The following is a 25,447-nucleotide window of genomic DNA, read 5'->3' as shown; positions in this document are numbered from 1 at the left end:
ATTTGGATCGTTATTTAATAGACTAATAGAAAAAATTTAATATAAAAAGGCATCTGTAGCTATTAGCTAAAAATAAGATGGCAACGTGGCGGAATGGTTACGCAGAGGATTGCAAATCCTTGTATCCCGGTTCGATTCCGGGCGTTGCCTCCAAAAAAAATCTTGTTTTAATTACAAAAAAAAGTAAGTTGGCTTTTTTACATTCCTCGGTAGCTCAGTTGGTAGAGCAGTTGACTGTTAATCAATTGGTCGCAGGTTCGAGTCCTGCCCGAGGAGCCAAAAAATCAAAATTATACAAAAGAATATCTCTTAAATAAAAAACTAGGGTCTTAATTAAAAATTTAATTAAACTGCTTTTGAAATTCCTGATCCTGAAATTTGTAAAGATTTATTAAATTTTAATTTTTGATCAGCATTTAGCTCTGAATATAATTTTACTAAAAAATTATAATTAACATTCATGTGACCTTCTTGTGATTTTTCTAAATTCACTAAATATTCTGAAAAATCTTCAAAGAAATAATTAATCGGTACTTTTAAATAATTTGCAAGTTGAAGTAATCTTATCGAACTTACACCGTTTGTTCCTTTTTCGTATTTTTGAATTTGTTGAAATGTTACATTGATTGCTTTTGCTACTTTAGTCTGTGTTAAACCTAAAGCTAATCTTCTTAACTTAAGCTTGTTACCTAAGTGTTTATTGAAATTATCTTCCATTAAGACCCCTCTTAATTAAATTATATAATTACTATTGAACCTATTTATTAAAGTTACTGCAATAGAAAAATTTATTTTTTTTTGTAAGAAATTTAAAATAATTAAAATACTGTCAAGCATTAGTTGAATGCAAAATGAACATATTTAGATTGATTTAATGTAAATTTATTGCTTTAAAATTATATATTTTTTACAGTATCTGACTTAAAAACAGCTTAGTTCTATCGCTCTTTGGATTGGCAAAAAACTCTTTTGTATCAGCTTTTTCTACTATCATTCCTTCGTCCATAAAGATCATTTTATCGGCAACTTCCTTAGCAAATCCCATCTCATGAGTAACAACTATCATTGTCATACCTTGATTTGCTAGATTTACCATTACGTCTAAAACTTCTTTAATCATTTCTGGATCAAGAGCTGATGTAGGTTCATCAAACAACATAATTTTTGGCTCCATACAAAGAGCTCTAGCTATAGCAACCCTTTGTTGTTGACCACCTGATAATTGACCTGGAAATTTTTGTGCTTGATCAAGAATTTGAACTCTTTCTAAATGCTTTAAAGCTAATTCTTCAGCTTCTTTTTTTGGCATTTTTTTTACCCAAATTGGTGCAAGTGTACAATTATCTACAATCGATAAATGAGGAAACAAATTAAACTGTTGAAATACCATTCCAACTTCTGCTCTGATTTGTTCAATATTTTTGGTATCTTCTGTTAGAGTATTTCCATCTACAATAATATCTCCTTGCTGATGCTCTTCTAATCTATTTATACATCTGATTAATGTTGATTTACCTGAACCTGATGGACCACAAACAACAATTTTCTCTTTTGGTTTAACTTCTAAATTAATATCTTTTAAAACTTGAAAATCCCCAAACCATTTATTTACATTTCTTATTTGAATAATACTGTCAGACATAGTTTATCGCTCTGTTTTATATTTCTGTTCTAGATTATAGCTATACTTACTCATTGCATAACAAATAATCCAGAAAATTATTGCAGCAAATACATAGCCTTCCATAGCAAAACCTAACCACTCTGGATTAGTTTTTGCTAAATTTAACATTCCTACTATTTCAAGTAAGCCAACTACAAAAATTAGAGGAGTATCTTTAACTAAAGCCAAAAATGTATTAGCAATTCCAGGTATTACTAACTTTAAAGCTTGTGGAAGAATTACAAAAATATGCATTTTCCAATATCCCATTCCAAGTGATTTTGCAGCCTCATATTGACCACGTGGTAATGCTTGTAAACCACCTCTAATAACTTCTGCAACATATGCAGCTTCAAATAAAGAAATTGCTATGATTGCTCTAACTAATTTATCAATAAAAAAATCTTCAGGTAAAAACATTGGAAACATCACAGCTGACATGAACAACACTGTAATTAAAGGAACTCCTCTCCAAAACTCTATAAATCCGATTGATATATATCTTATTAAAGGAAAATCAGATCTTCTACCTAGTGCAAAAGCCATTCCAATAGGAAAACAGAAAATTAAACAGAAAAATGAAATTATAAATGTAAGTGATAATCCTCCCCAAGCTCCTGTTTCAACCCAATTTAATCCATCAAGTTTGCCTAACTCAATTAATTCTTCATAAAAAATAAAATATTTAAGAGCTATATAGAGCGTTATTGGAACAAAAATAAAATAATAAAATTTAAATCTACCTGGAATAAAGAAACCAATAATAATTGAAATTACAGCAGCAATTATTCCATAAGAAAAGTCAAAAAATACTGGACCACCTGATATGAAAAAGAAAATAAATAGGAAAGCTATAAATGGATAAATTACAACATAATATAGAGTTAAATATTTTTTAAATTTTTCCGTAGCAAAATACCCAACAGAACCTAAGAGAGCTAACGCTATGAAAGATAAATTTATTCTCCATTGCTCAGCATTAGGATACATTCCATACATAAATCTTCTAAACCATACTTTAATATAGGTCCAACAAGCGCCAGTGCCTGAACACACGTCCTTACTATCTCCAGCAAAACTTGCATCAACTACAAACCAACTTAAAATTGGTGGTGTTGCCTTAATGATTATAAAAATAATTAATAAAGATAAGATTGCATTAAAATTATTTGTATTAATATTTTTATTAACTTGATCTAAAAACTTATAACCGCTTTGTTCAATTCTTATAAAATGCAAACCTATAAATCCTAATATAATTGGGATTATAAAGCTTAATGATGAAGGTAAAAATCCAGTGATATTTAAACTAAAAAATGAATTAAGAAATACATCAATAACACTAATAACAAATAAAAATGAACCTAAATACAAAAAGGTATTTAAATTTTCCTTATCTGGTTTTAAAAAATTAATTTTTGACATTTATTTTTCCTTAATCGCAATTTTTTTGTTGTACCAATTCATGAGAATTGAAATTGAAATACTTAAACTTAAGTATGTAAGCATTGTTATTGAAACTATTTCAATTGCTTTACCAGTTTGCATCAATGCTGTTCCGGCAAAAACTAGCACTAGGTCAGGATAGGCAATAGCAGCTGCTAAAGATGAATTTTTTGTTAGATTTAAATATTGGTTTGTTGTTGGTGGAATAATAATTCTTAATGCTTGGGGCATTACAACTAATTTTAAAACTTGGTTAGGATTTAATCCAATAGATGCAGCAGCTTCTTTTTGACCTTTACCTACACCTTGTATTCCTGCTCTAACACATTCAGCAATGAAAGTTGCTGTATATAAAGCTAATGATAAAGTTAAAGCGATTAGCTCAGGAGGTAAACTTAACCCGCCTTCGTAAATAAATGATGTTGTAGCCAATTGTTTTAATTGAGGTATTTCAAAAGATAAACTTACACCTCCTATTAAAAAGCTTAGCAAAGGTAATATAAAAATTAAACCTACTGATATCCAAAAAACTGGTAGCTGCTTACCTTGCGTTTCTTGTACTTTTCTTGCATGGATTCTAATTACAACTATTGCAATTATTGCTGCGATTATTGAATATAAAAATACATTAAGATTTTCCCAGATGAATGCTGGGACATATAAACCTTTAATAGTTAAGAAAAAAACACCCAACATTGCATCTGCATCTTGTGGCAGAGGTAAAGCCCTTAAGGCAGCAAAATACCAAAAAAATATTTGTAAAAGTAATGGGATATTTCTAAAAAATTCTACATAAAAAGCAGCAAATTGATTTATTAAATAATTTGGAGATAATCTTGCTACACCAACGATTACACCTAAAATTGTTGCAAAAATAATTCCAATTATAGAGACTAAAATAGTATTAAGTAAACCAACTAGATATGCTCGGAAATAAGAATGGGATCCATCATATTCAATAAGTGAAAACTGTACATCAAATGAAGATTCTTGAGAAAGAAACCCATATCCAAAATCAATACCTCTATTCTCCATATTGATTTGTGCATTATATGTAAAAAATCCAAAAACTAATACTACAACTAAAACGGTAATTAATTGAGGAATGATTTTTTGTAATTTCAGGTCCATTTGAACGCTTATAAAAAAAAGGGCTAGAAAAATCTAGCCCTTTTTAATTAGTTAAATATGCAATTATCTTGCAGGTGGTACATAAAGAATTCCACCTTTAGTCCATAACTCATTTGGACCTCTGTCAGGTAAAATTCCTGTGTCAGCTATATTTCTTTTATAGCTTTCACCATAGTTACCAACTTGCTTAATAATTCTTAAGCTCCACTCATTGTCTAGACCAAAAGCAGCACCTAATTCACCTTCAGCACCAACTAATCTTTTTACAGCTGGGTTATCTGAAGTTTTCATTGAGTCTGCATTTGCAGAAGTAATTCCATACTCCTCTGCTTCGATCATAGCATTTAAAGACCATCTAACGATATCTTCCCAAACAGAGTCACCTTGTCTTACAACTGGCCCTAAAGGCTCTTTAGAAACAGTTTCAGGTAATACAATGTGATCATCTGGGTTAGACATTTTAGTTCTTTGTGCAGCTAAACCTGATTTATCAGTAGTGTAAGTGTCACATCTACCTGCATCATAAGCAGCTACGACTTCATCAGCTTTTTCGAAAGCAACTGGCTCATAAGAAATACCTTTAGAGTTAAAGAAGTCTCTCATGTTTAACTCAGTTGTTGTACCAATGTTTGTACAAGCTGAGATACCATCTTTGAATTGGCTTGTTGAAGTAATACCAGAACTTTTTCTAACCATGAAACCTTGACCATCGTAGAAGTTTACTCCAACGAAAGTAAGTCCGATATCAGCATCCCTAGAAAGAGTCCAAGTTGTGTTTCTTGATAAGATATCAATCTCACCAGAAGTTAAAGCTGTAAATCTTTCTTTAGCACTTAATGGTGTAAACTTAACTTTGTTTGCATCACCTAGTACTGCAGCAGCTACCGCTCTACATACATCAACATCGATACCAGTCCAATTTCCTGCAGCATCAGCATTAGAAAATCCTGGAAGACCTTGAGATACTCCACATCTTACAAAACCCTTCTTTTGAGTGTTTTTAAGTGTTTTAGATTTTTTAGCAGCCATAGTTTCTGTTGTAAAAGTAAACAACACTGCAACCATAGCAACTAAAGAAGTTAATTGTTTTAAGTATTTAAACATTATTCTTCCTTTACGTTATTTTTATTTGTTAACAAATAATTCAAAATTACTTTTGAATATTCTTAATTTAAGCATGTAAGAAAATAGTGTTCAAGAAAAAATAATATATTAAATGGATTTGACTAAAATTCTAGTCAAGCAAAATTATATATGATTAATGCGTTAAAATCAAAGAAATGGCGCGCCCTGAAGGATTCGAACCTACGACCCTCGGTTTAGAAAACCGATGCTCTATCCAGCTGAGCTAAGGGCGCAAAATTTATTGATATATATAATACTAAATTAATTTTTAAAAAGGAATTTTTTAGCAATTAACAACAAAGATAACAGTTCAACCCTTCCGATAATCATAAAAAATATAAGAAAATATTTGGTTAAAAAGTGTAAATTTTGAAAATTGAAGTCAGAGATACCATAGGCAGATGAATTAACAGTATTCATTAAGGTTAATACAGCTAATTTGAAAGAATATTCAAATTGAATATTAGACAAAGATAACAAGGTGGTTAAAGAAAAAAGGGAAATAACAAAAATTACAATTGTTAAAAAATATTTATTTATATCTTTTGTGTCAAAATTAATTTTAGAAAAAACTAGTTTATTCATAAATACATTTTTTGGCCTACTAAAAGAAAGAATTTGATTGATAGAATATTTTGTTAGAGAATATATTTTTAAAAACCTTAAACCTGAGCTCGTAGAAAAAAAAGATCCACCAATAATTACAAGCAAGATATATATAAAGTTTAAATTAGCTTGATCAACATTAAGAGAAATACCAATATTAGAAATACTACTCACTAAAGATAAAAAACTAAATGTGAAATTAGTATCATAACTAAAGAAAACAAAAAATATACTTACAACTACAACAAAATATAAAAATAAATGTATATCTTCATAAAAAAAATTTAAGTTTTTATTTCTTAAAAAAATTAAATTGTATGTAAAAAAAATACTAAAAAAAGAGATCAACATTAAAAAGCAAAATATAATTATTTGAAAATCATTTATTAAAATTGACGAAAGTTCATTCTCAGGTAGAAATCCGCCTGAGGAAATTAACGTCATTGCTAAATTAAGTGAATTAAACGATCTAATTCCAAGAATGTTTAGAATGATAAAAATTGATATAGTTAATCCTGAGTATAATAAAAGAATTTTAATTGATTGTTTTAAAATTTCGGCAGAATTAAAAGATAAAAAATTAGTTAAAGATTTTTTTAAACTTTCATCATAGATATCAATTAAGAAAATTATAGAATATAAAAAATACAACCCTCCAATCCACTGTATTGATGATCTCCATAGAATTAAGCCTTGATCGATATGTTTTATATTTTCAAACACAGTAAAACCTGTTGAAGTAAATCCTGAAACAGCTTCAAATAAAGAATTTAAAAAAGATAAATTATAAATACTTAAATAAAAAGGTGTTGACAAAATCAATGGCATTAAAAAATATCCCAACAAAACAGTTAATATTTTTTCAAATATTGTAGGTTTTTTTTGATTAGTTTTAATTTTATAAAAAATTATTCCAATGATAGCAGAAATAACTAAGCTAAAATAATATACATTTAAATTTAGATACAAATTAAAATAATAAGAATAAATAATATTAATAAAAGAAAAAATAGATATTAATATAAAAAAGAAACTTAAATACTTTACTCTAAAAAATGACATTAAATTAAATAGAACTTATTCTAAATATATTTTCCACAACTGAAATAGAATCTTTCTTAGCTAAAAAAACAACTTTATCCTCTTTTTGAAAAACAAAATTTGACCTAGGTATAATAACTTTATTTTCTCTTAATACAGCACCTATTCTTATTTCCTCAGGCAAGTTAGAATTTTTTAATTCTCTATTAATAAGTTCTGACGTTTCTATAATTTCCGCTTCAATTACCTCATATTCACCATTCATAATTGTATAAGCTGTTTCAATTGTACCTTTGTGAATATGTTTTAAAATACTAGAGACAGTATTCATTCGAGGATCTATAAGATCATCAATTTTTAAAGAACTTTGTAACAAAGAATAATTTGGCTTATTAATTAAAGCCATTGTTCTTTTGTCATCAATATCTTTTTCATCTTTTGCAAATTTTTCAACAAGAACACTTACCATTAAATTATCTTCATCATCATTTGTTAAAGCAAGGACTGTTTCTGCTTCTTGTAAATTAGCCTCTACTAGAACCTCTTCATCTAAAGCATCACCATTGATGACAATAGTATTGTTTAACTCACTAGCAAGAAATTCGGCTCTTTCTTTATTTTTTTCAATAATTTTAACTCTTGCTGAATCCAAAGTTTCTTCAATGTTTTTAGCCAAGTTAAAACCTATGTTACCACCACCTACAATTAAGATATTTTTAGATATTTTTTCTTCATGTCCAAAAGCTTCTAAAGTATCAGACATTTGTGAAGAATTGATTATTACGTAAATTTTATCATTTTTTTTAACATCGTCATTTTTCTTTGGAATTAAAAATTTTTCATCTCTTATTATTCCAATAATATTTGCATCTAAATTAGGATGTTTTTTAGTTAAATCATTAAGTTTGATATTAATTAATTTACAATTTTCATTAATTAAAATTTCTAATAATCTAATTTTATTATCAGCAAATGGAACACTATCAAGTGCTCCAGGTGCCTCAAGTTTTCTTTGTATTGATTTAGCAATTTCAATCTCAGGTGAAATAATTACATCTATTGGTAAATTTTCTTTGTTATAAACTCTGGTAAATTTTGGATTTAGATAATCTTGAGATCTTATTCTAGCTATTTTTTTTGGAATTTTAAAAATTGAAAAAGCTATTTGGCAAATAAGCATGTTAATTTCATCGTTTCTAGTGACTGCTATAATCATGTCAGTCTCTGCTGCGTTGGCTTTTTCTAATATTGAAGGATAGGTACCCTTTCCTACTATAGCTTTAACGTCCAAAGCATCATCAATTTTTTGAATATCTTCACTAGAAGGGTCAATAACAGTTATAGAATGACCTTGCTCACTTAGCTGTTTAGCTATAGTAAACCCTACTCTTCCAGCTCCACAAATGATTATATTCATTTAATTAAATTCTTTGATGCCCAAACCTTTTAATTTTCTATGTAATGCACTTCTTTCCATTCCAACAAAGTTAGCTGTCTTAGAAATATTTCCATTAAATTTTTTTAGTTGAATAGTTAAATACTCTTTTTCGAATTTTTCTCTAGCTTCTTTTAATGGCACAGAAAGGCTATTTTCAGCCAATTGATCATCAAAATTTGAATTTTTTAAAGATTCCTTGATAATATTTGAAATTTTATCTTTTGAGTCTGGTTGTAATATTGCAATTCTCTCTATTAAATTTCTTAACTCTCTTACGTTACCGTGCCAATTATGATTGAGAACATAACTATTATTTTCATCTATGTCTAATTCTCTAATTTTGTAATTTTCAGATATTTTTTTGGAAAAATATTTGATTAATAAAGGAATATCTGAAATTCTTTGATTTAAAGGTTCAATATTTATCTCAAAAACATTTATTCTATGAAATAAATCTTCTCTAAAATTTCCAATTTCTATTTCTTTTTTTAAATCTTTACTTGATGAACAAATTAATCTTACATCCACACTAACGTCATTAATTCCATTAACTCTCTTAAATTTTTGATCAGTCAAAACTCTTAGTATTTTAGACTGTATGTCTAATGGTATTTCTGAAACTTGATCGATTAAAAGTGTTCCTTTATTAGCTTTTTCAAGCGCACCGTATGAGATAGAGCCATTTTCTTTTTCTTCCCCAAATAATTCTAATTCATACTTATTGAAATCTAGTAAAGCACCATTTAGGACAATAAATGGATTTTTGCTTCTAGCAGATGCTTTGTGGATTTTTCTAGCAATTAATTCTTTTCCTGAACCTGAAGGACCACTTATAAAAACTCTACTTTCAGTAACTGAAATTTTTTTAATTTGATCAATTATATTTATTGTATTTTTGCTATTTCCTATTAACTCATAAGATGAAAATAATTTACTTTCATATTCTTTATTTTGTTTTTTTAAATTAAAGTTTTCAACTGCTCTTTTAACAAAGTTAAGTAATCTTTCTTGATCAAATGGTTTTTCTATAAACTCAAATGCTCCATGCTGCAATGATTTGACAGCCATTTCAATGTTCGCATGACCAGAAATAATTATGACAGGAGTATCTTTATTTTTAGATTTAATATGTGATAGAAGCTCAATACCATCGTTATCTCCCTTATCTAATTTAACATCAAGAATTGCAACATCAGGTAATTTTTTATCTATTTCTGCAAGTGCTTGATTATAATTTGCAGCTAATCTGGTTTTATAACCAGCATCTATAATTAATTCATTAATTATATTTCTGATATCAGCGTTATCGTCTACAATTAAAATTTCTTCACTCATTATTATTTTAAAAATGTAATATTTATTTTTGCACCATTTTGAATTGGTATAAAGTCTATTTTTCCATTGTGGTCATTAATTATTTTATTAACTATTGATAATCCTAAACCTGTTCCATTTTTCTTAGTTGTGAAATATGGATTAAGTATATCTTTAATATTTTTTTTTAATTCACTAAAACCAACACCATTGTCTTCTAAAGTTACTTTTATGTGGCTATCATCTTCTGTAAGTTCAATAGCAATTTTTTTGCTGAAATTGTTGTTGTTTTGAGCTTTTTGATTGATACTTTCTATAGAATTTTTAATCAAATTTAAAAATACTCTGCTTATTTGTTCTTTATCACTCTCTAACGTAATTTTATTTAAATCTTTTTTAAAATTAATATCAATAGAATTGTCTAATTCTTTGAGCAAATTTATATTTTCCTGAATAATGTCTACTAAGTTATTTTCTTTAAATATTGGTTTTGGCATTCTAGCAAAGTCAGAAAATTCATTAACTAATTTTTCAATTTGTTTTATTTGGTTATTTATAACTTTTAAATTATCTTTAAAATTTTCAGTTTCATTTTCGTTTAATTGTTTTGAATATTTATTTTTTAATCTATCTATAGTTAATTGAATTGGTGTAAGTGGATTTTTAATTTCATGAGCAAGTTTTCTAGCTAAACTTTCCCAAGCCTCATGTCTTTCATTGATTATTAACTTCTCTTGTTGGCTTTTCAGCCTATCTATCATCAAATTGAAATTTTTATTCAATGTTTCTAAATCTTTATCTGTTTTGACTTCAGGGACTTTTGCATTAAAATTTCCTTGCCCGATAGATGTTGATGCAAGAATTAAATTATTGATAGACCTAAAAAATCTAGATGAAAATCTGATCGCAATAGATATAGAGACAAATAATAAAACACTAACAACTATAATATAAATAATTGCAAAAGAGATTTTAATACCAGTGCTTTTTTCCTCAACTGTATAATAAAAATTAATGGCTTCTTCAGACTCTGTTAAATATTTTGAAATATCTTTATCTAAATATTTAACAACATATAGAAATCTATCTTCGAAATTTTGTAGTCTCATTATTGCAGCAGAAATATTTTCAGGTGCATTAATAATCTTTAAAGGACGATCATCATCCAAAACTAAGTTTAAAGCTCTATCTACTGGAGGAACATATGGTTGATCATCATTTAAAGTTGAAAATAAAAGTTTTTTATTAATATCTATAATATGCACCTCATCAACATCTCTTATCAATTTTTGTGTATTTAAAAATCTCCTATATTCATTTTGATTATCATTAAGAAATTTTTTACTTTTATTTGTATCAAAGGCAATTAAAACTATATCTGATTGAATTTTATTTCTAATTTCCTCAACATAATTTCTTGCTAACTCATAAGAATTATTAACAACTGTAGTAACTTTTTTGTCAAAATACTTCTCTAAAGCAAATGAAAATAAAAAGAGTGAAAATATTGAAATTAAAACTGATGGAATTAAAGTAAATAAACCAAAATATGTAATATATTTTTTATTTGATTTTAAACCATCTTTATCGATATCATTTTTAATTGCGCTCTTAATCTCAATAAAAATAAAAACAAAAAGTGCAATTAAAAGAAAAATATTTAGAACTAATAATATTTGTAAATTTTGATCTGATAATTCAATAAATCCTTTATCAATAAAAGTTAAAAAGGTTAAAAAACCTATCGATAATGTGATAATAAATAATATTATTAGATATATATTTTTTTTAATAAATTCGTACATTTGAATATAAAAACTACCATATAAATGAATAATTATTTTATAATACTAGCATCAGGACAAAGCAAAAGATTTAATTCAAATAAACCAAAGCAATTCAATATTTATAAAAACAAGGCTCTTTTTAAACATTCTTTAGAAAAAGCAATGAAATCAAAGCTATTTAAAAAAATTGTATTGGTAGTAACTAATAAAAAAAGTATTAAAGAAAAATTTCCTAAAAATGTATCAATCATTAAAGGTGGTAAAGAAAGATCTGATTCTTCTTTAATAGCTTTAAAATATATAAAAAAATTTAAACCTAATAATGTTCTAATTCACGATGCTGCCAGACCAAACTTCACTATCAAGCTTTTAAAAAATCTAATTAAATCACTTAAAAACAATAAAGCAGTAATACCTTACATATATTCAAAAGACTCCATTAAATACAAAGTAAAAAAACAACTGTTTAACTTAAATCGAAATAATTCAATTTTAACTCAAACCCCTCAAGCTTTTAAATTTAAAGATTTATATAGTCTTTCAAATAAACAAAAAAATAAAATTACTGATGAAGCAACATTATTTATTGAAAACAATCTTAGAATTAAGTTTATTAAAGGAGAAAATTTAAATAATAAAATTACATTTAAAGAAGATATTGAAACTAATAAAATTTATTTTGGTATTGGTTTTGACATTCATAGATTAATAAAAGGCAAAAAACTTTTTTTAGGTGGAATAAAAATCCCTTATCACTCAGGACTTAAAGGACATTCTGATGGAGATGTAATTATTCATTCAATAATAGACTCTCTTCTTGGAGCTATGAGAAAAAAAGATATTGGTACTTTTTTTCCGGATAATCAAAAAAAATATAAAAATATTAGATCCCCTAAAATGCTCAAACCTATTATCGAAATATTAAATAATAATGACTTTTATATTAATAATTTAGATATAAATTTAATATGTGAACAACCAAAAGTTTCAAAGTATCGTGATAAAATAATCAAATCTCTATCTAATTTATTAAATATTGATAAAGAATTAATTAACCTAAAAGGTAAAACAGTAGAAAAACTTGGATTAATTGGAAAGGAAAAAGCAATAGCTTGCGAAGTAATTTGCTCAATTACACAATGAAAAAAATAAATGTTCTGTTATCTACTTTTTTTGGTTATGGGTATTTAACCAAAATTCCTGGCACGGTAACCTCTGCTGTAACAACTGTTTTTATTTATATTGCTTACGAAATTTTAGGTTACACAGATCTTAAATTTTCAATTATTTTTTTTATACTTTTATTCTTTTATTCATTTTATGCTGTAAAAGACTCTGAGTCTGAATTTAAAAATAAAGATCCACGGCAAATAGTAATTGATGAAGTTTTAGGGCAATCAATGCCTTTAATTTTACTATTATATTTAAATCAAACTAATCAAATAAGTATTTCAATTGAAATTTATTACATTTTATCTTTTGTTTTTTTTAGATTTTTTGACATCCTAAAACCTTTTCCAGTAAGCTATTTTGATAAAAACCATAAGAACTATTTTGGAATAATTATGGATGATATAATGGCAGGGTTATATTCTATGATATTAATATATTTTATGAGCTTAAAATTCTAATGAGTATTCAATTACTTCATAAAAAATTAATAAAAAAAAAATTAACTATATCTATAGCTGAATCTTGTACAGGTGGATTAATGTCTAATAATTTAACTAAATTAGCCAATTCATCAAGATACTTTCAAATGGGTCTAACCACTTACTCTAATCAAGCTAAAATAAAGATATTAAAGGTTAATAAAAATATTATTAAAAAATATGGTGCGGTAAGTCATGAGTGTTGTAAGGCAATGGTTCAGAATTTATCTAAAATTTCAAAGAGTAAAATCAATGTTTCCATAACAGGAATTGCTGGACCAGGAGGTGGATCAAAAGAAAAACCGGTTGGTCTTGTTTATATTGGCATCAAAAAAGGTAAAACTTTGCTTATTAAAGAAAATAAATTTAAATCTCAAAACCGTAATTCGATTCAAAAATCAACGGTTCGTAATGTGATTAAGATAATCAGTAAAATTATTTAATACTTTCAGCTCTTTTTTGAAACGCATCTGCTATCTTTTCCAAACCAAATTGAAAAGATTTAGTCATTAAAATATTTAAAAATTTATTTTCAATTTCAAAATCAATGTCAAATAGAACTTCTGTCTTGTAACCGTCAGTATCATTTCCTATCTCAATAAATTTCCAATTATTTTCTAAGTGATTTAATGGTCCACCTAAATTCACAACATGAATATGATCATTTTTTTTATTTAATTTAACGTCACTTTTAAATGTGTCCTTAAACGGTCCCTTACCTATTGTAAGATCTGCAACAATATTTATTGTATCACCTTTATCAGTTCTCTCATAAACTTTTGAATTATCGCAGAAAGGAATAAATTCTGGGTATTTTTCAATATCTAAAACAAACTCAATTAGTTTATCTTTTCTGTTATCAATTAATCGCTTAACTGATGCTTTTGGCATTAATTATTTTTTAATCTATTTTGTTGAAGTTTCTCAAAATCTTCATCCGCATGATATGAAGATCTAGTTAAAGGGGATGAAGATACTAACAAAAATCCTTTAGCTTTTGCAATTGTTCCTAAATCTTCAAATTCTTTTGGTGCATAATATCGGTCTAATGGATAATGTTTAGTTGAAGGTTGCAAATATTGACCAATCGTTATGAAATCAACATCTGCAGCTCTTAAATCATCCATGACTTGTAAAATTTCATCTCTTGTCTCACCTAAGCCAACCATTACTCCAGATTTAGTAAAAATATTTTTATTAACTTTTTTTGCATTTTTCAAAAGTTCCAAAGATGCAAAATATCTTGAACCTGGTCTTACTTTTAAATAAAGACTAGGGACAGTTTCAATATTATGATTAAAAACATCAGGTTTAGCATCTAAAACTTTTTTATATGCATCTCCTTTTCTTAAAAAATCAGGTGTAAGAACTTCAATAGTGGTATTTGGATTTGATTTTCTAGTTTGATTAATAACTTCAAAGAAATGTTCTGATCCACCATCATCTAAATCATCTCTATCCACTGAAGTAATCACAACATGTTTTAAATTTAATTTTTTTACAGCTTCTGCAATTTTAAAAGGTTCAAGTTGATCTAATTTTCCTGGTACACCAGTTTTAACATCACAAAAAGCACAAGCTCTTGTACAGGTATCACCCATAATCATAAAAGTTGCATGTCGCTTACTCCAACACTCAGTTATATTTGGGCAGTTTGCTTCCTGACAAACAGTTACAAGATTATTATTATTTACTATTGTTTTGGTTAAAAAGAATTCCTTACTATTTGTAAGTTTAGATCTAATCCATTCAGGTTTTTTTTTAATTGGATTAACTGGTTTGTTTTCTTTTTCTGGATGTCTACTTTTCATCTTTTTTAATTATATAAATTGTCTCATTTTTTTTACCAAATAAAAATCGTTCTCTAATTAAAGTCTCAATATAATCAAGATCCAAATTAGTACTTAGAAGTGAATTTTTATGATCCATATCTTCTATTTTATTAGTTAGGGTTAATTCTTCTTTTTTCAAGTTAGACAAAAGTTCCTTCTTTTCTATATATGAAAAAAGGCCTCTTTCTCCAGACACTAAATTAAAACCAAAATAAAAAATAAGAAAAACAGATATTAATAAAAAATAATTTCTTTTTATTAATCGAAGCATTAATTGATCTTATTCATCCTCGCTTTTTTTCCAAGTTCTTCTTCAATACGGATTAATTGATTATATTTTGCAACCCTTTCTGATCTAGCTAAGGATCCAGTTTTAATCTGATTTGAATTAGTGCCTACTGCTAAATCAGCAATAAACGTATCCTCACTATCACCTGATCGGTGAGATATAATTGTTTTATATCCGATGGTTTGAGCAAATTTAATTACATCTAAGGTTTCTGAAACGGTACCAATTTGATTTAGTTTTATTAAGATAGAATTAGAGGAAATATTTAAGAAACCTTTCTTTAATCTTTCAAGATTTGTTACATACAAATCATCTCCAACGATCTGAACTTTTTTTATTGATTTCATTAATTTATTCCATGCCAACCAATCATTTTCAGCAAATGGATCTTCAATAGACTTAATTTTATATTTTTTTATAATTTTTTGATATTCTTTGATGGATTTATCTACTGAAATATAACTTTTGGAATGAATAGAATATTTTTTCTTTTTATATAATTCATTAGCAGCCACATCTAGACAAATAGAAACATCTTTACCATTAATAAATCCTGATTTTTTAATTGCACTCACAATTAAATCTAAAGCTTGATTATTACTACTGATCATGGGCGCAAAACCACCTTCATCACCTACTGAAGTTGATAAACCTTTGTCTTTAATTAATTTACTTAAGTTTTTAATAACAACAAAACAAATGCGCATTGCCTCAGAAAAACTTTTTGCTCGATCCGGTCTGATCATAAACTCTTGAATTCTAAGACCATTATTTGCATGCGCTCCACCATTAATAATATTCATTAATGGATAAGGTAATTGAAAGTTATTTTTTTGAGAAAAAGTTTTATACAAGGGTAATTTTTTTGCTTTTGCAGACAGCTTTTTAACAGCCATTGAAACTGCTAACATTGCATTAGCTCCTAAGTTAGTTTTTTGTCTTGTACCATCTAAATTAATTAACAAAGCATCAATTCTTTCTTGATTATGGATACTTTGTCCTTTTAATTTTTTTGAAATCTTTGTGTTAACCAGGTTAACTGCACTTAAAACACTTTTTCCTAAATACCGTTTATTATTTTTATCTCTTTTTTCAAAGGCTTCAAAAGTTCCTGTGGAAGCACCTGAGGGACAAATAGCGGATGCGCTATTATTTTTAATATAAACCTCTGCCTCTACTGTTGGATTTCCTCTACTATCAAAAACTTGACGTGCTTTTACTTTTAAAATTTTACTCACTATTTTTTAATTAGATTATCTATATCGTGTAATTGTTTTAATAGATTCTCTAATTTATTCAATGGTACCATGTTTGGTCCGTCTGATGGAGCATTATCAGGATCTTGATGTGTTTCAATAAATACACCTGCAACTCCAACCGCAACTGCAGCTCTTGCTAAATATTCAACAAATTCTCTTTGACCACCAGAGGATTCACCTTGGCCACCTGGTTGTTGAACAGAATGAGTTGCATCGAAAATTACTGGATAACCATTCTTTGCCATTATAGGTAATGATCTCATGTCTGAGACTAAAGTGTTGTATCCAAAACTTGCACCTCTTTCTGTGACTAGGATATTTTTATTTCCTGAGTCTGAAATTTTTTTAGTTACATTCACCATATCCCAAGGTGCTAGGAACTGACCTTTTTTTACATTAATAATTTTATTTGTTTTAGCCGCAGCAATTAATAAGTCTGTTTGTCGACATAGAAAAGCTGGGATTTGTAAAACATCAACATGTTTTGAAACAATTTCACATTGTTCGGCATTATGAATGTCTGTTAAAATAGGGACATTCAATTCCTTTTTAATTTTATCAAATACAGGAAGTGATGCATCTAACCCTGCTCCCCTTTTGCCTTTTAAACTAGTTCTGTTCGCTTTATCAAATGAGGTTTTGTAAATAAATCCAAGGCCAAATTTTGAAGTAATTTCCTTAATTTTTCCAGCCATATCCATTGCATGCTGTTCTGTCTCTAACTGACATGGACCTGCAATAATACAAATCTTATTATTGTTTGAAATTTCTATATTTTCACAATTTACTCTAATCGCACTCATCTATGATTTTTTGCTGCTTTGATAAAAGAAGAGAATAAAGGATGTGGGTTCAAAGGTCTAGATTTAAATTCAGGATGGAACTGAACTCCTATAAACCAAGGATGATTTTTAAGTTCTACTATCTCTGGAAGCTTATGATCTGGAGATAAACCTGAAAATATTAATCCTTTCTTCTCAAATTTTTCTTTATATGAAATATCCACTTCATATCTATGTCTATGTCTCTCTTTGATTAATCTAGATTTATAAATATCTCTAATTTTAGATTTATCTTTTAAAATTGCATCATAAGAACCAAGTCTCATGGTGCCTCCTAAGTCTTTATCTGTTCCTTTAACTTTTCTTCCACTTTTTTCCCATTCATGCATCAAGCCAATAATATGGACACCGCCTTTATCAAACTCAGAAGAAGTTGCTTTTTTAATCTTTAATTGATTTCTAGCAAATTCAATTATTGCCATTTGCATTCCATAACAAATTCCAAGGAATGGAATTTTATTTATTCTTGCATATCTTATCGCCTCAATTTTACCCTCAGTTCCCCTTTTACCAAACCCACCTGGAATTAGAATTCCTGAAACATTTTTAAGTTTATTTTTTATTTCTGAAACTTTTAATTTTTCAGAATCTATTCTAACCAAATTAACTTTAAGATTATTGGATATTCCTCCATGAGTAAGTGCTTCATCTAAAGATTTATAAGCATCTTTTAATTCAACATATTTTCCAATAATTGCAATGTTAACATGTCTTTTAGTATTAAGAGTAATTTTAGTTATTTTTTTCCAAGGATTCAAATTTGCAGGTTTTTTTGTTTTTAATTTAAAATAATTTAAAACTTGAATATCTAATTTTTGATTGAAAAAACTAATCGGAGCCTCATAAATAGTTTTAACATCAACAGTTTCAATTACATTTTTAATATCAACATTACAAAACAAAGATATTTTTTTTCTATGGTCTAAAGGTATAGGTCTTTCTGATCTACAAATAATAATATCAGGTTGAATACCAATGCTTCTTAATTCTTTAACTGAGTGTTGTGTTGGTTTTGTTTTTATTTCATCCGATGCTTTTAAATAAGGAACTAAAGTTAAATGAATAAATAATGCATTTTTTTTACCAATATCATTGGAAAATTGTCTTATCGCTTCTACAAACGGTAAACTTTCTATATCACCTACTATTCCTCCTATTTCACAAATTACAAAATCTTCTTTAGATGTATCGTGTTTTATAAATTCTTTAATTCTATCTGTGATATGAGGAATTACTTGAACAGTTTTACCTAAATACTGACCTTTTCTTTCTTTTTTAAGAACATCGCTATAAATTTTTCCAGTTGTGATGTTATCGGTTTTCTTTGCAGTAACGCCAGAAAATCTTTCATAGTGCCCTAGATCTAAATCTGTTTCAGCACCATCGTCTGTTACAAAAACTTCACCATGTTGAAATGGACTCATTGTTCCTGGATCGACATTTAGATATGGGTCTAATTTTCTTAAACGAACTTTGTAACCTCTTGATTGTAATAAATAAGCAAGGGATGCAGAAGATAGACCTTTACCAAGGGAGGAAACCACGCCGCCAGTGACAAATATATATCGCGCCATGGAAGTATCTTATAGCGAATAAAAAATGAATTGAAAAGGATTAATTAATTGTTTTCCGGAATTGAAGGCGTGTCTTCAGTTTTTTCCTCAACTGTATCCAATACTGACCCCGTAGGAGTAAGTTCTGCTCTAGAAATTATTGTTAGAGCCAGACTACAAATAATAAAAAGTGTTGCTACAATTGCAGTGGCTTTTGTCATGAAGCTGCCTGCTGATCTAGATAACATAAAATTTTCTTGGGAAACTCCAATACCAAGAGCACCTCCCTCTGATTTTTGCAATAAAACCAAAAGAACTAAAATAACTGCAAGTATGATGTTGATTACTAATAATAAAGTTTCCATGTGGGTCTAATTAATGGTTTTTTGAATTATATCAATAAATTTCTTTGAAATTTGTGATGCGCCTCCAATCAAAAAACCATCAATGTTGGGAATTTTTTTTAATATACTTACGTTATTAGTGTTTACAGATCCACCATATAAAATTTTTGGATAATTTTTAATAAATCTACTTTTAATAAATGAAATAGTTTTGTTTAAATCAGCTTCTTTTGGAATTACACCTGTACCAATAGACCATACCGGTTCGTAGGCTATAATAATTTTGGATTTATTTTTTATCGATTTTAATCCTTTTTCAATTTGTCTTTTCAAAATTTGATTAGTTTTTTTTTGTCTTCTTTCTTTCAAGGTTTCGCCAATACAAAATATAATTTTGAGACCTGATTTAACTGCACTTTTTATTTTTAAATTAATCAAATTATCTGTCTCACCTAGTTGTCTATTTTCTGAATGTCCCAAAATAACATACTTTGCTCCAACATTTTTAAGCATATTAGAATTTACTTGGCCAGTGTGCGCACCGTAGTCATAGCTGTGATGACAGTTTTGGGCACCAACCTCTATTTTTGTTTTTTTAAGTCTTCTCGATAATGGACGAATTAATGTATTTGGTGGGCAATAAACTATTTTTATCTTATTTTTTTTATTATTTTTTGAAAACTTTATTACTTTATCAAGTGAATTTAGAGATCTTAAATCACCAAACATTTTCCAATTAGCTACAAAATACATATATTTATTTGTCATAATTGACTTTTTAATCTATAGATTTGTTTTTTACAGATCAATAAATTTATAACGCTATGATTGAAAAATTAAAAAACTTAGGCTGGAAACAACTTGGTGGATTGGTGTTAATTGTCATAATCATCATCGCTTTTGGTTTTGGGGGTTTTGGTGGTGGGTTTAGTACAAACAATCAAAACAATATTGCAAAAATAAATAAAACAAATGTAACAACCCAAGATTTTATTGATTATGTGAATCAAAGTGGAATTTCACAAGAAGCTATTCGGGATAATTTAGACAACAATATTATTGAGGAATTATTATCAGGATTAATTTCAACTACATTGATTGATTTAGAAATTAAAGACTTTGATCTTTCAATTAACGAAAGAACCATACTTAAAAACATTAAAGAAAATAAAAATTTCCAAGATGAAAATGGTGCTTTTCAAAGAATTAAATATGAAAAATTTTTGCTCTCCAACAACTTGTCAGCTCCAATGTTTGAATTGCAATTAAAAAATAGAGAATTACAGAAACACTTATTTGATTTTATTGGTGCTGGAACAATAACACCAAATTTTTTGATAGAAAAAAAGTTTGAAGAAAATAATAAATCTTTAGACATCGAGTATTTTGATATGGAAAATCTATATAAAACAAAAAATGATTACACAGCAAATGAAATTGAAGTATTTATTGATGAAAATAAGGATCAATTAAAAAGAGAATATATAGATTTTAAGTATGTGATTTTAAATCCAAAAAATCTAATTGGTATAGAAGAATTTAACCAAGAGTTTTTTGATGAAATAGACTCAATTGAAAACAAAATTTCTCAAGGAAGTGCATTTGACACTATATTAGAAGATATAAATGTTGACACTATTGAGGTAAATGAGTTTGCACCTAGCTCTAGTAAACAGATTAATGAAGATCTAATTTATTCTAAGAAAGCATCTAAAATAGACTTGATAGAAAGTGGTGATAACTTTTTACTTTATAATATTGATAATCAATATGATCGAGCTCCAGATTTAAATGATGAAATAATTAAAGGAGAAATAGTTGAGTTAATATATCAAAAAGGTAAATTTGATTACAATAGAGAAATTATAGAAGAAATTCAAAAAAAGGAATTTGATAATTCAAAATTTGAAGAACTTGCAGGTTCAAATAAGGAATATTCTTCTATTAATTCTATAGAAGATGACAAACTCATTGATATTAATTCAGTAAAAATGCTTTATGCGTTACCTGTAAACTCTTTTGCTCTAGTAAATAAAGAAGATAAAATTTTTTTAGTAAAAATTACTGGAACAAATAAAAATTCATTTAACAAAGCAGATGAAAAATATCTTAAATTTGTAAATAGCCAAAATACAAATAATAGAAAAACCATCTTACAATCGTATGATCAATTACTTAATGATAAGTATCAAGTTCAATTAAATCAAAAAACTATTGATAGAGTTAAAAATTATTTCAAATGATTATTAATCGAAGCTTCAAAGAATTTAAGTTTCGACACAGAAGCAAAAAAAATCAAATTATCTTTACTAAAAAGAAAGTAAAAAATGATGAGGAAGTATTAAACCTAATAGATAATTTCCTAGAGGAAAAAAATAGTTTTATATTTGAGTCAGTAGAAAAAGGTAAAATCAAAGGTAGATATACAATATTTGGTAAAAATCCCGATAAAATTTGGGAATTTAATAATAATAATTCTTATCTAATTCAAACAAATAAAAAAAGGAAATTAAATGATAAGCCAAATAAATTAATTGAAAAAATCATTGAAGATTTCAAATTTGAAACTCCCAAAAATTTACCTAACATTTGCTCATTAATCTCTGGATATTTTTCTTATGATTCAATCAGATACATAGAAAAAATTCCAAATAATTGTAAAAACGATCTTAATTTGCCAGATGTAAGGCTTCTACGTCCAAGAACTTTAGTCATTCATGATAATTTAAAAAAAGAAATTTTTTACATATCTAATATTTTTAAAGATGAAAAAATTAAAAATTATAAAAATAAATATGAAGAAATTAAATCTGATTTATTTAAATTACTCATTCAGTCATCAATCAAAAATATTGATAAAAAAATAATCCAAAAATCAAAAAATATAAAAGTGAAATCTAACACCTCAAAAAATAAATTTTTATCAATGGTTAATAAGGCAAAAAAATATATTAAATTAGGAGATATTTTTCAGGTTGTTTTAAGCCAAAGATTTGAGGCAAAATTAACAAAGAAACCATTAGATATTTATAAAAAACTAAGAGTAACGAACCCTTCTCCTTTTATGTTTTTCTTCAATTTTAACGATTTTCAAATAATAGGCGCAAGTCCTGAAATACTTGTGAGACTTAGGGATAATAAAATTACTGTAAGACCAATTGCAGGAACTAGACCAAGGGGCAAAACTAAAAAAGAAGATCTGTTTTATGAAAAAGACCTTCTTAAAGATAAAAAAGAACTTTCAGAGCATTTGATGTTACTTGATTTGGGTAGAAATGATGCTGGTAAAGTCTCAAAGATAAATTCGGTAAAAGTTACAGAAAGCTTCATTATTGAAAGATATTCTCATGTTATGCATATAGTTTCAAATGTAATTGGGGAATATAATAAAAAATTTTCAAAATTTAAATCGCTCTTAGCTGGTTTTCCAGCAGGTACTGTTTCTGGGGCTCCAAAAATTAGAGCTATGGAAATTATAGATGAATTAGAAACAACAAAAAGAAAAGTTTATGCTGGTGGAATTGGATATTTTTCTGCAAATGGGGAATTTGATACATGCATAGCTTTAAGAACTGCAGTTGCTAAAAATAAAAAATTTTATGTACAAGCAGGTGCGGGTATAGTTGCAGACAGTAAACCTAAAAATGAATACGAGGAAACAGTTAATAAAGCGAAAGCTTTAATTAATGCTTTAAGATAATGAAAGTATTGTTAATAGATAATTATGATAGTTTTACTTTTAATTTGTATCACTATATCTCCTCATTAAATGTTAAAGTTGATGTAGTTAGAAATGATAAAATTAATTCTAAAGAAATCATTAAAAAGAAATATGATAAAATTGTTATTTCACCAGGACCAGGCAACCCAAATCAATCTGGCAATTGTATTAAAATATTGAATTCATTATACAAAGAATTACCTTTTTTAGGAGTATGTTTAGGTCATCAGATAATTGGACAAGTTTTTGGATCAAAAATTGTTCAAGCAAGAAAGTTAATGCATGGCAAAACAAGCAAAATTAAATCCAAAAAAATCGGTATTTTAAAAAACCTCCCAAATATATTTGAAGCTACCAGATACCATAGTTTGGTAATTGATAAAAAAACCTTATCAAAAGATCTAGAGATTACAGCAGAGACAGAAGATGGGATTATAATGGGTGTACAACATAAAAAATTTAATATTCATGGTGTACAATTCCATCCTGAAAGTATTAAAACTAAGTTTGGAATGAAAATTCTTAAAAACTTTATTAACAATTAAATTTATGGATCAAATTTTAGAAAAACTTAAAAATAAACAAGATTTAACTTTTGAAGAAAGTAAAACTGCTTTTGAAATATTAATGACAGGAAAAGCCAGTGATAATGAAATTTTTGACTTTTTAACTTTGCTGTCTGAAAAAGGTGAAGTTTCAGATGAAATAGCTGGTGGAGTTTTTGTTCTGAGAGAAAAATCAAAACGAGTAAATGTAAGTGATTGTATTGATACTTGTGGTACTGGCGGTGATGGTATGAATACCCTCAATATTTCAACTGCTTCTGCCCTACTTTTAGCTAGTATGGGTACAAAAGTTGCTAAGCATGGCAATAAAGCTGTTTCCTCGAAATGTGGGTCCGGTGATGTTTTAGAAGCTCTTAAAATTAAAATTGATTTAGAACCTGAGGACATAGAAAAAGAAATTAATACCAACAATTTTGGTTTTATGTTTGCACCAAATTATCATAGTGCGATGAGATTTGTAGGACCCGTAAGAAAGAAAATTGGAAAAAGAACCATTTTTAATATGATTGGTCCATTAAGTAATCCAGCACTTGTTGAAAGGCAAGTTGTAGGAGTTTTTGATAAAAAGTTATTAAAAATTTTTGCAGAAGGACTTAAAAATTTAAATTTAAAATTTGCTTGGATAGTAAATAGCGAGGATGGATTAGATGAAATATCTCCATATGCAATCACTAATGTTATTCAATTAAAAGATGATCAAATATCTGAAATAAAAATAGATCCAAATGCTTTAGGGGTTAATGCAGATAATTTTAAAAATCTAGTGGGTGATGATGCAAAATTTAATGCTGATAAGATGATTGAAATATTTAAAGGTGAAGATAATGATTTTTCAAAAGCAGTTTGTTTAAATGCTGCAGCGGGGTTAATTGTTGGAGAAAAATTTTCGGACTTTTCTGAAGCATATAATTACACAAGAGAATTTATCCTTTCTGGTAAAAGCTTTTTACATCTAGAAAAAATTCAAAATGTCTGAAAATATACTTCAAAATATCATTCAAAAAAAAATTGAAAAAGTTGATAAATTAAAAAAATCCTTAGATCTTAAAACTTTGGATGAATTAATTAATAATAACAACAGCTATATTAATTTTAAAGAGAAAATAGAAAATAATATAAAAAATAATAAAACTTCAATTATTGCTGAAATTAAAAAAGCAAGTCCTTCAGCGGGTATAATAATTGATGATTATAATCCTGTAGATATTGCTCAGATTTATTTAAATAATAAAGCAACTTGTCTTTCGGTTTTAACTGAAGAAGATTATTTTTTAGGAAATTTAATTCACATAAGCAAAATAAAAGATAAAATAAATTTACCTGTATTGTGTAAGGATTTTTTTATCGATAAATTTCAAATACCTTTAGCAAAAAGTTATGGTGCAGATGCTATTTTAATTATTTTGGCTGGGGTTTCAGATGATCTTGCGTCTGAATTATATGATGAGGCTTTGAAATATAATATGTCTGTTATAGTTGAAGTTCATACAGTGGAAGAAGCAAAAAAAGCATTAAATTTTAAAGATGCATTAATTGGAATAAACAATAGAAATTTAAAAACACTTAAAACTGATATAAATACAACTTATGATATTTATGATGTTGTAAAAAGTCACAATGGTCCTTTAATATCTGAAAGTGGAATAAAGAATAAAGAGGAACTACTAGAACTAAACAACAAAACATCAATTAACACTTTTTTAATTGGTGAATCACTTTTAAAAAACTTAGATAAAAATTCTATCTTTTCAGTTTTATAGTCAAATAAAGCCCAATTTTACTAGTTTTTTTTAGTATTGTTAATTTAAAAGAACTTTTATAGAACATTGTTTGTACGA

25 protein-coding genes and 3 tRNA genes are annotated in these 25,447 nt (G+C 27.2%); 10 read left to right on the top strand and 18 right to left on the bottom strand.

Annotated features, from left to right (window positions below):
- Window positions 1-79 precede the first annotated feature (79 nt).
- Together DT059_RS06030 and DT059_RS06025 are read left to right on the top strand one after the other, a co-directional pair.
- A tRNA-Cys gene (locus tag DT059_RS06030) sits at window positions 80-153 on the top strand.
- A gap of 50 nt (window positions 154-203) precedes the next feature.
- Window positions 204-279, top strand: a tRNA-Asn gene (locus DT059_RS06025).
- 66 nt (window positions 280-345) lie between these two features.
- On the opposite strand, the gene DT059_RS06020 is transcribed toward DT059_RS06025, so the two are convergent.
- The 10 genes from DT059_RS06020 to DT059_RS05975 all read right to left on the bottom strand — a co-directional run bounded on the left by DT059_RS06020 (window position 346) and on the right by DT059_RS05975 (window position 11,569).
- Window positions 346-717 carry a helix-turn-helix domain-containing protein gene (locus tag DT059_RS06020; protein ID WP_075504160.1) on the bottom strand — a complete coding sequence of 124 codons (372 nt, stop codon included), beginning with the start codon at window positions 715-717 and terminating at the stop codon, window positions 346-348.
- A 190-nt stretch (window positions 718-907) separates the two neighbouring features.
- Window positions 908-1,642 (bottom strand): amino acid ABC transporter ATP-binding protein, encoded by a 735-nt coding sequence (locus DT059_RS06015; protein ID WP_145597597.1) that lies wholly within the window; start codon window positions 1,640-1,642, stop codon window positions 908-910.
- Between the two features lie 3 nt (window positions 1,643-1,645).
- Window positions 1,646-3,088 carry an amino acid ABC transporter permease gene (locus DT059_RS06010; RefSeq protein ID WP_145597596.1) on the bottom strand — a complete coding sequence of 481 codons (1,443 nt, stop codon included), beginning with the start codon at window positions 3,086-3,088 and terminating at the stop codon, window positions 1,646-1,648.
- Window positions 3,089-4,234, bottom strand: coding sequence for an ABC transporter permease subunit (locus DT059_RS06005; protein WP_145598060.1), 1,146 nt, complete (start codon window positions 4,232-4,234; stop codon window positions 3,089-3,091). It lies immediately after the preceding gene.
- A gap of 69 nt (window positions 4,235-4,303) precedes the next feature.
- A complete protein-coding gene (locus DT059_RS06000; protein WP_023853870.1) occupies window positions 4,304-5,344 on the bottom strand; it encodes an amino acid ABC transporter substrate-binding protein in 1,041 nt (346 codons plus the stop codon).
- Window positions 5,345-5,521: 177 nt separating this feature from the next.
- Window positions 5,522-5,598, bottom strand: a tRNA-Arg gene (locus DT059_RS05995).
- A 28-nt stretch (window positions 5,599-5,626) separates the two neighbouring features.
- Entirely contained in the window at window positions 5,627-6,940 is a 1,314-nt protein-coding gene (locus DT059_RS05990; protein ID WP_240704594.1) for a TrkH family potassium uptake protein, read from the bottom strand.
- Window positions 6,941-7,037: 97 nt separating this feature from the next.
- Window positions 7,038-8,429 (bottom strand): Trk system potassium transporter TrkA, encoded by a 1,392-nt coding sequence (trkA, locus tag DT059_RS05985; protein WP_145597593.1) that lies wholly within the window; start codon window positions 8,427-8,429, stop codon window positions 7,038-7,040.
- Window positions 8,430-9,785, bottom strand: coding sequence for a sigma-54-dependent transcriptional regulator (locus DT059_RS05980; RefSeq protein WP_145597592.1), 1,356 nt, complete (start codon window positions 9,783-9,785; stop codon window positions 8,430-8,432).
- Between the two features lie 2 nt (window positions 9,786-9,787).
- Entirely contained in the window at window positions 9,788-11,569 is a 1,782-nt protein-coding gene (locus tag DT059_RS05975; RefSeq protein WP_145597590.1) for a sensor histidine kinase NtrY-like, read from the bottom strand.
- Window positions 11,570-11,593: 24 nt separating this feature from the next.
- On the opposite strand from DT059_RS05975, the gene ispF reads away from it, so the two are divergent.
- From ispF to DT059_RS05960, 3 genes are read left to right on the top strand one after another with little or no spacing between them, the layout of a single operon-like run.
- The gene (ispF, locus tag DT059_RS05970; RefSeq protein WP_145597588.1) at window positions 11,594-12,694 is read left to right on the top strand and encodes a 2-C-methyl-D-erythritol 2,4-cyclodiphosphate synthase; all 1,101 of its coding nucleotides are present in this window, start codon (window positions 11,594-11,596) and stop codon (window positions 12,692-12,694) included.
- Window positions 12,691-13,182 (top strand): phosphatidylglycerophosphatase A family protein, encoded by a 492-nt coding sequence (locus tag DT059_RS05965; protein WP_145597586.1) that lies wholly within the window; start codon window positions 12,691-12,693, stop codon window positions 13,180-13,182. Before ispF ends, DT059_RS05965 begins: the two co-directional genes overlap by 4 nt.
- Window positions 13,182-13,646, top strand: coding sequence for a CinA family protein (locus DT059_RS05960; RefSeq protein WP_240704593.1), 465 nt, complete (start codon window positions 13,182-13,184; stop codon window positions 13,644-13,646). The genes DT059_RS05965 and DT059_RS05960 overlap by 1 nt, the downstream gene beginning before the upstream one ends.
- Here DT059_RS05960 and DT059_RS05955 read toward each other — a convergent pair.
- From DT059_RS05955 to tpiA, 8 genes are read right to left on the bottom strand one after another with little or no spacing between them, the layout of a single operon-like run.
- Window positions 13,639-14,094: a type II toxin-antitoxin system RatA family toxin gene (locus DT059_RS05955; RefSeq protein ID WP_145597582.1), complete on the bottom strand. Its 456-nt coding sequence runs from the start codon at window positions 14,092-14,094 to the stop codon at window positions 13,639-13,641. The two genes, DT059_RS05960 and DT059_RS05955, sit on opposite strands and share 8 nt — an antisense overlap.
- The gene (gene lipA / locus DT059_RS05950) at window positions 14,094-15,014 is read right to left on the bottom strand and encodes a lipoyl synthase (RefSeq protein ID WP_145597580.1); all 921 of its coding nucleotides are present in this window, start codon (window positions 15,012-15,014) and stop codon (window positions 14,094-14,096) included. The genes DT059_RS05955 and lipA overlap by 1 nt, the downstream gene beginning before the upstream one ends.
- Complete coding sequence (locus DT059_RS05945; RefSeq protein WP_145597578.1) at window positions 15,004-15,306, bottom strand: FtsB family cell division protein; 303 nt, start codon at window positions 15,304-15,306, stop codon at window positions 15,004-15,006. The genes lipA and DT059_RS05945 overlap by 11 nt, the downstream gene beginning before the upstream one ends.
- The gene (eno, locus tag DT059_RS05940) at window positions 15,306-16,562 is read right to left on the bottom strand and encodes a phosphopyruvate hydratase (protein ID WP_145597575.1); all 1,257 of its coding nucleotides are present in this window, start codon (window positions 16,560-16,562) and stop codon (window positions 15,306-15,308) included. The genes DT059_RS05945 and eno overlap by 1 nt, the downstream gene beginning before the upstream one ends.
- Window positions 16,562-17,386: a 3-deoxy-8-phosphooctulonate synthase gene (gene kdsA / locus DT059_RS05935; protein WP_145597573.1), complete on the bottom strand. Its 825-nt coding sequence runs from the start codon at window positions 17,384-17,386 to the stop codon at window positions 16,562-16,564. The genes eno and kdsA overlap by 1 nt, the downstream gene beginning before the upstream one ends.
- Window positions 17,383-18,999, bottom strand: coding sequence for a CTP synthase (locus tag DT059_RS05930; protein WP_145597571.1), 1,617 nt, complete (start codon window positions 18,997-18,999; stop codon window positions 17,383-17,385). The genes kdsA and DT059_RS05930 overlap by 4 nt, the downstream gene beginning before the upstream one ends.
- A gap of 44 nt (window positions 19,000-19,043) precedes the next feature.
- Window positions 19,044-19,343 (bottom strand): preprotein translocase subunit SecG, encoded by a 300-nt coding sequence (gene secG, locus DT059_RS05925; RefSeq protein ID WP_023853885.1) that lies wholly within the window; start codon window positions 19,341-19,343, stop codon window positions 19,044-19,046.
- Window positions 19,344-19,349: 6 nt separating this feature from the next.
- Window positions 19,350-20,090: a triose-phosphate isomerase gene (tpiA, locus tag DT059_RS05920; protein ID WP_145597569.1), complete on the bottom strand. Its 741-nt coding sequence runs from the start codon at window positions 20,088-20,090 to the stop codon at window positions 19,350-19,352.
- Window positions 20,091-20,146: 56 nt separating this feature from the next.
- On the opposite strand from tpiA, the gene DT059_RS05915 reads away from it, so the two are divergent.
- From DT059_RS05915 to DT059_RS05895, 5 genes are read left to right on the top strand one after another with little or no spacing between them, the layout of a single operon-like run.
- Window positions 20,147-21,565 (top strand): SurA N-terminal domain-containing protein, encoded by a 1,419-nt coding sequence (locus DT059_RS05915; RefSeq protein WP_145597567.1) that lies wholly within the window; start codon window positions 20,147-20,149, stop codon window positions 21,563-21,565.
- The gene (trpE, locus tag DT059_RS05910) at window positions 21,565-23,022 is read left to right on the top strand and encodes an anthranilate synthase component I (RefSeq protein ID WP_145598058.1); all 1,458 of its coding nucleotides are present in this window, start codon (window positions 21,565-21,567) and stop codon (window positions 23,020-23,022) included. Before DT059_RS05915 ends, trpE begins: the two co-directional genes overlap by 1 nt.
- The gene (locus DT059_RS05905) at window positions 23,022-23,588 is read left to right on the top strand and encodes an anthranilate synthase component II (RefSeq protein WP_145597565.1); all 567 of its coding nucleotides are present in this window, start codon (window positions 23,022-23,024) and stop codon (window positions 23,586-23,588) included. The genes trpE and DT059_RS05905 overlap by 1 nt, the downstream gene beginning before the upstream one ends.
- Before the next feature lie 4 nt (window positions 23,589-23,592).
- Window positions 23,593-24,585, top strand: coding sequence for an anthranilate phosphoribosyltransferase (gene trpD / locus DT059_RS05900; RefSeq protein ID WP_145597563.1), 993 nt, complete (start codon window positions 23,593-23,595; stop codon window positions 24,583-24,585).
- The gene (locus DT059_RS05895) at window positions 24,578-25,369 is read left to right on the top strand and encodes an indole-3-glycerol phosphate synthase TrpC (RefSeq protein ID WP_145597561.1); all 792 of its coding nucleotides are present in this window, start codon (window positions 24,578-24,580) and stop codon (window positions 25,367-25,369) included. The genes trpD and DT059_RS05895 overlap by 8 nt, the downstream gene beginning before the upstream one ends.
- Window positions 25,370-25,447: the final 78 nt, after the last annotated feature.

The sequence above is a fragment of the Candidatus Pelagibacter sp. FZCC0015 genome (assembly GCF_007833635.1).
Lineage (GTDB): Bacteria > Pseudomonadota > Alphaproteobacteria > Pelagibacterales > Pelagibacteraceae > Pelagibacter.
This window is presented reverse-complemented; position numbering and strand designations above follow the sequence as displayed.

Coding starts and splice junctions, on each gene's coding strand:
- DT059_RS05945 (WP_145597578.1), bottom strand. CDS start 15,306: ATGCTTCGATTAATAAAAAGAAATTATTTTTTATTAATATCTGTTTTT.
- ispF (WP_145597588.1), top strand. CDS start 11,594: ATGAATAATTATTTTATAATACTAGCATCAGGACAAAGCAAAAGATTT.
- secG (WP_023853885.1), bottom strand. CDS start 19,343: ATGGAAACTTTATTATTAGTAATCAACATCATACTTGCAGTTATTTTA.
- DT059_RS06000 (WP_023853870.1), bottom strand. CDS start 5,344: ATGTTTAAATACTTAAAACAATTAACTTCTTTAGTTGCTATGGTTGCA.
- trpD (WP_145597563.1), top strand. CDS start 23,593: ATGGATCAAATTTTAGAAAAACTTAAAAATAAACAAGATTTAACTTTT.
- DT059_RS05960 (WP_240704593.1), top strand. CDS start 13,182: ATGAGTATTCAATTACTTCATAAAAAATTAATAAAAAAAAAATTAACT.
- DT059_RS06010 (WP_145597596.1), bottom strand. CDS start 3,088: ATGTCAAAAATTAATTTTTTAAAACCAGATAAGGAAAATTTAAATACC.
- DT059_RS05965 (WP_145597586.1), top strand. CDS start 12,691: ATGAAAAAAATAAATGTTCTGTTATCTACTTTTTTTGGTTATGGGTAT.
- DT059_RS05980 (WP_145597592.1), bottom strand. CDS start 9,785: ATGAGTGAAGAAATTTTAATTGTAGACGATAACGCTGATATCAGAAAT.
- DT059_RS05975 (WP_145597590.1), bottom strand. CDS start 11,569: ATGTACGAATTTATTAAAAAAAATATATATCTAATAATATTATTTATT.
- DT059_RS05895 (WP_145597561.1), top strand. CDS start 24,578: ATGTCTGAAAATATACTTCAAAATATCATTCAAAAAAAAATTGAAAAA.
- DT059_RS06015 (WP_145597597.1), bottom strand. CDS start 1,642: ATGTCTGACAGTATTATTCAAATAAGAAATGTAAATAAATGGTTTGGG.
- DT059_RS05905 (WP_145597565.1), top strand. CDS start 23,022: ATGAAAGTATTGTTAATAGATAATTATGATAGTTTTACTTTTAATTTG.
- trkA (WP_145597593.1), bottom strand. CDS start 8,429: ATGAATATAATCATTTGTGGAGCTGGAAGAGTAGGGTTTACTATAGCT.
- kdsA (WP_145597573.1), bottom strand. CDS start 17,386: ATGAGTGCGATTAGAGTAAATTGTGAAAATATAGAAATTTCAAACAAT.
- lipA (WP_145597580.1), bottom strand. CDS start 15,014: ATGAAAAGTAGACATCCAGAAAAAGAAAACAAACCAGTTAATCCAATT.
- DT059_RS06020 (WP_075504160.1), bottom strand. CDS start 717: ATGGAAGATAATTTCAATAAACACTTAGGTAACAAGCTTAAGTTAAGA.
- DT059_RS05955 (WP_145597582.1), bottom strand. CDS start 14,094: ATGCCAAAAGCATCAGTTAAGCGATTAATTGATAACAGAAAAGATAAA.
- tpiA (WP_145597569.1), bottom strand. CDS start 20,090: ATGACAAATAAATATATGTATTTTGTAGCTAATTGGAAAATGTTTGGT.
- DT059_RS05915 (WP_145597567.1), top strand. CDS start 20,147: ATGATTGAAAAATTAAAAAACTTAGGCTGGAAACAACTTGGTGGATTG.
- DT059_RS05930 (WP_145597571.1), bottom strand. CDS start 18,999: ATGGCGCGATATATATTTGTCACTGGCGGCGTGGTTTCCTCCCTTGGT.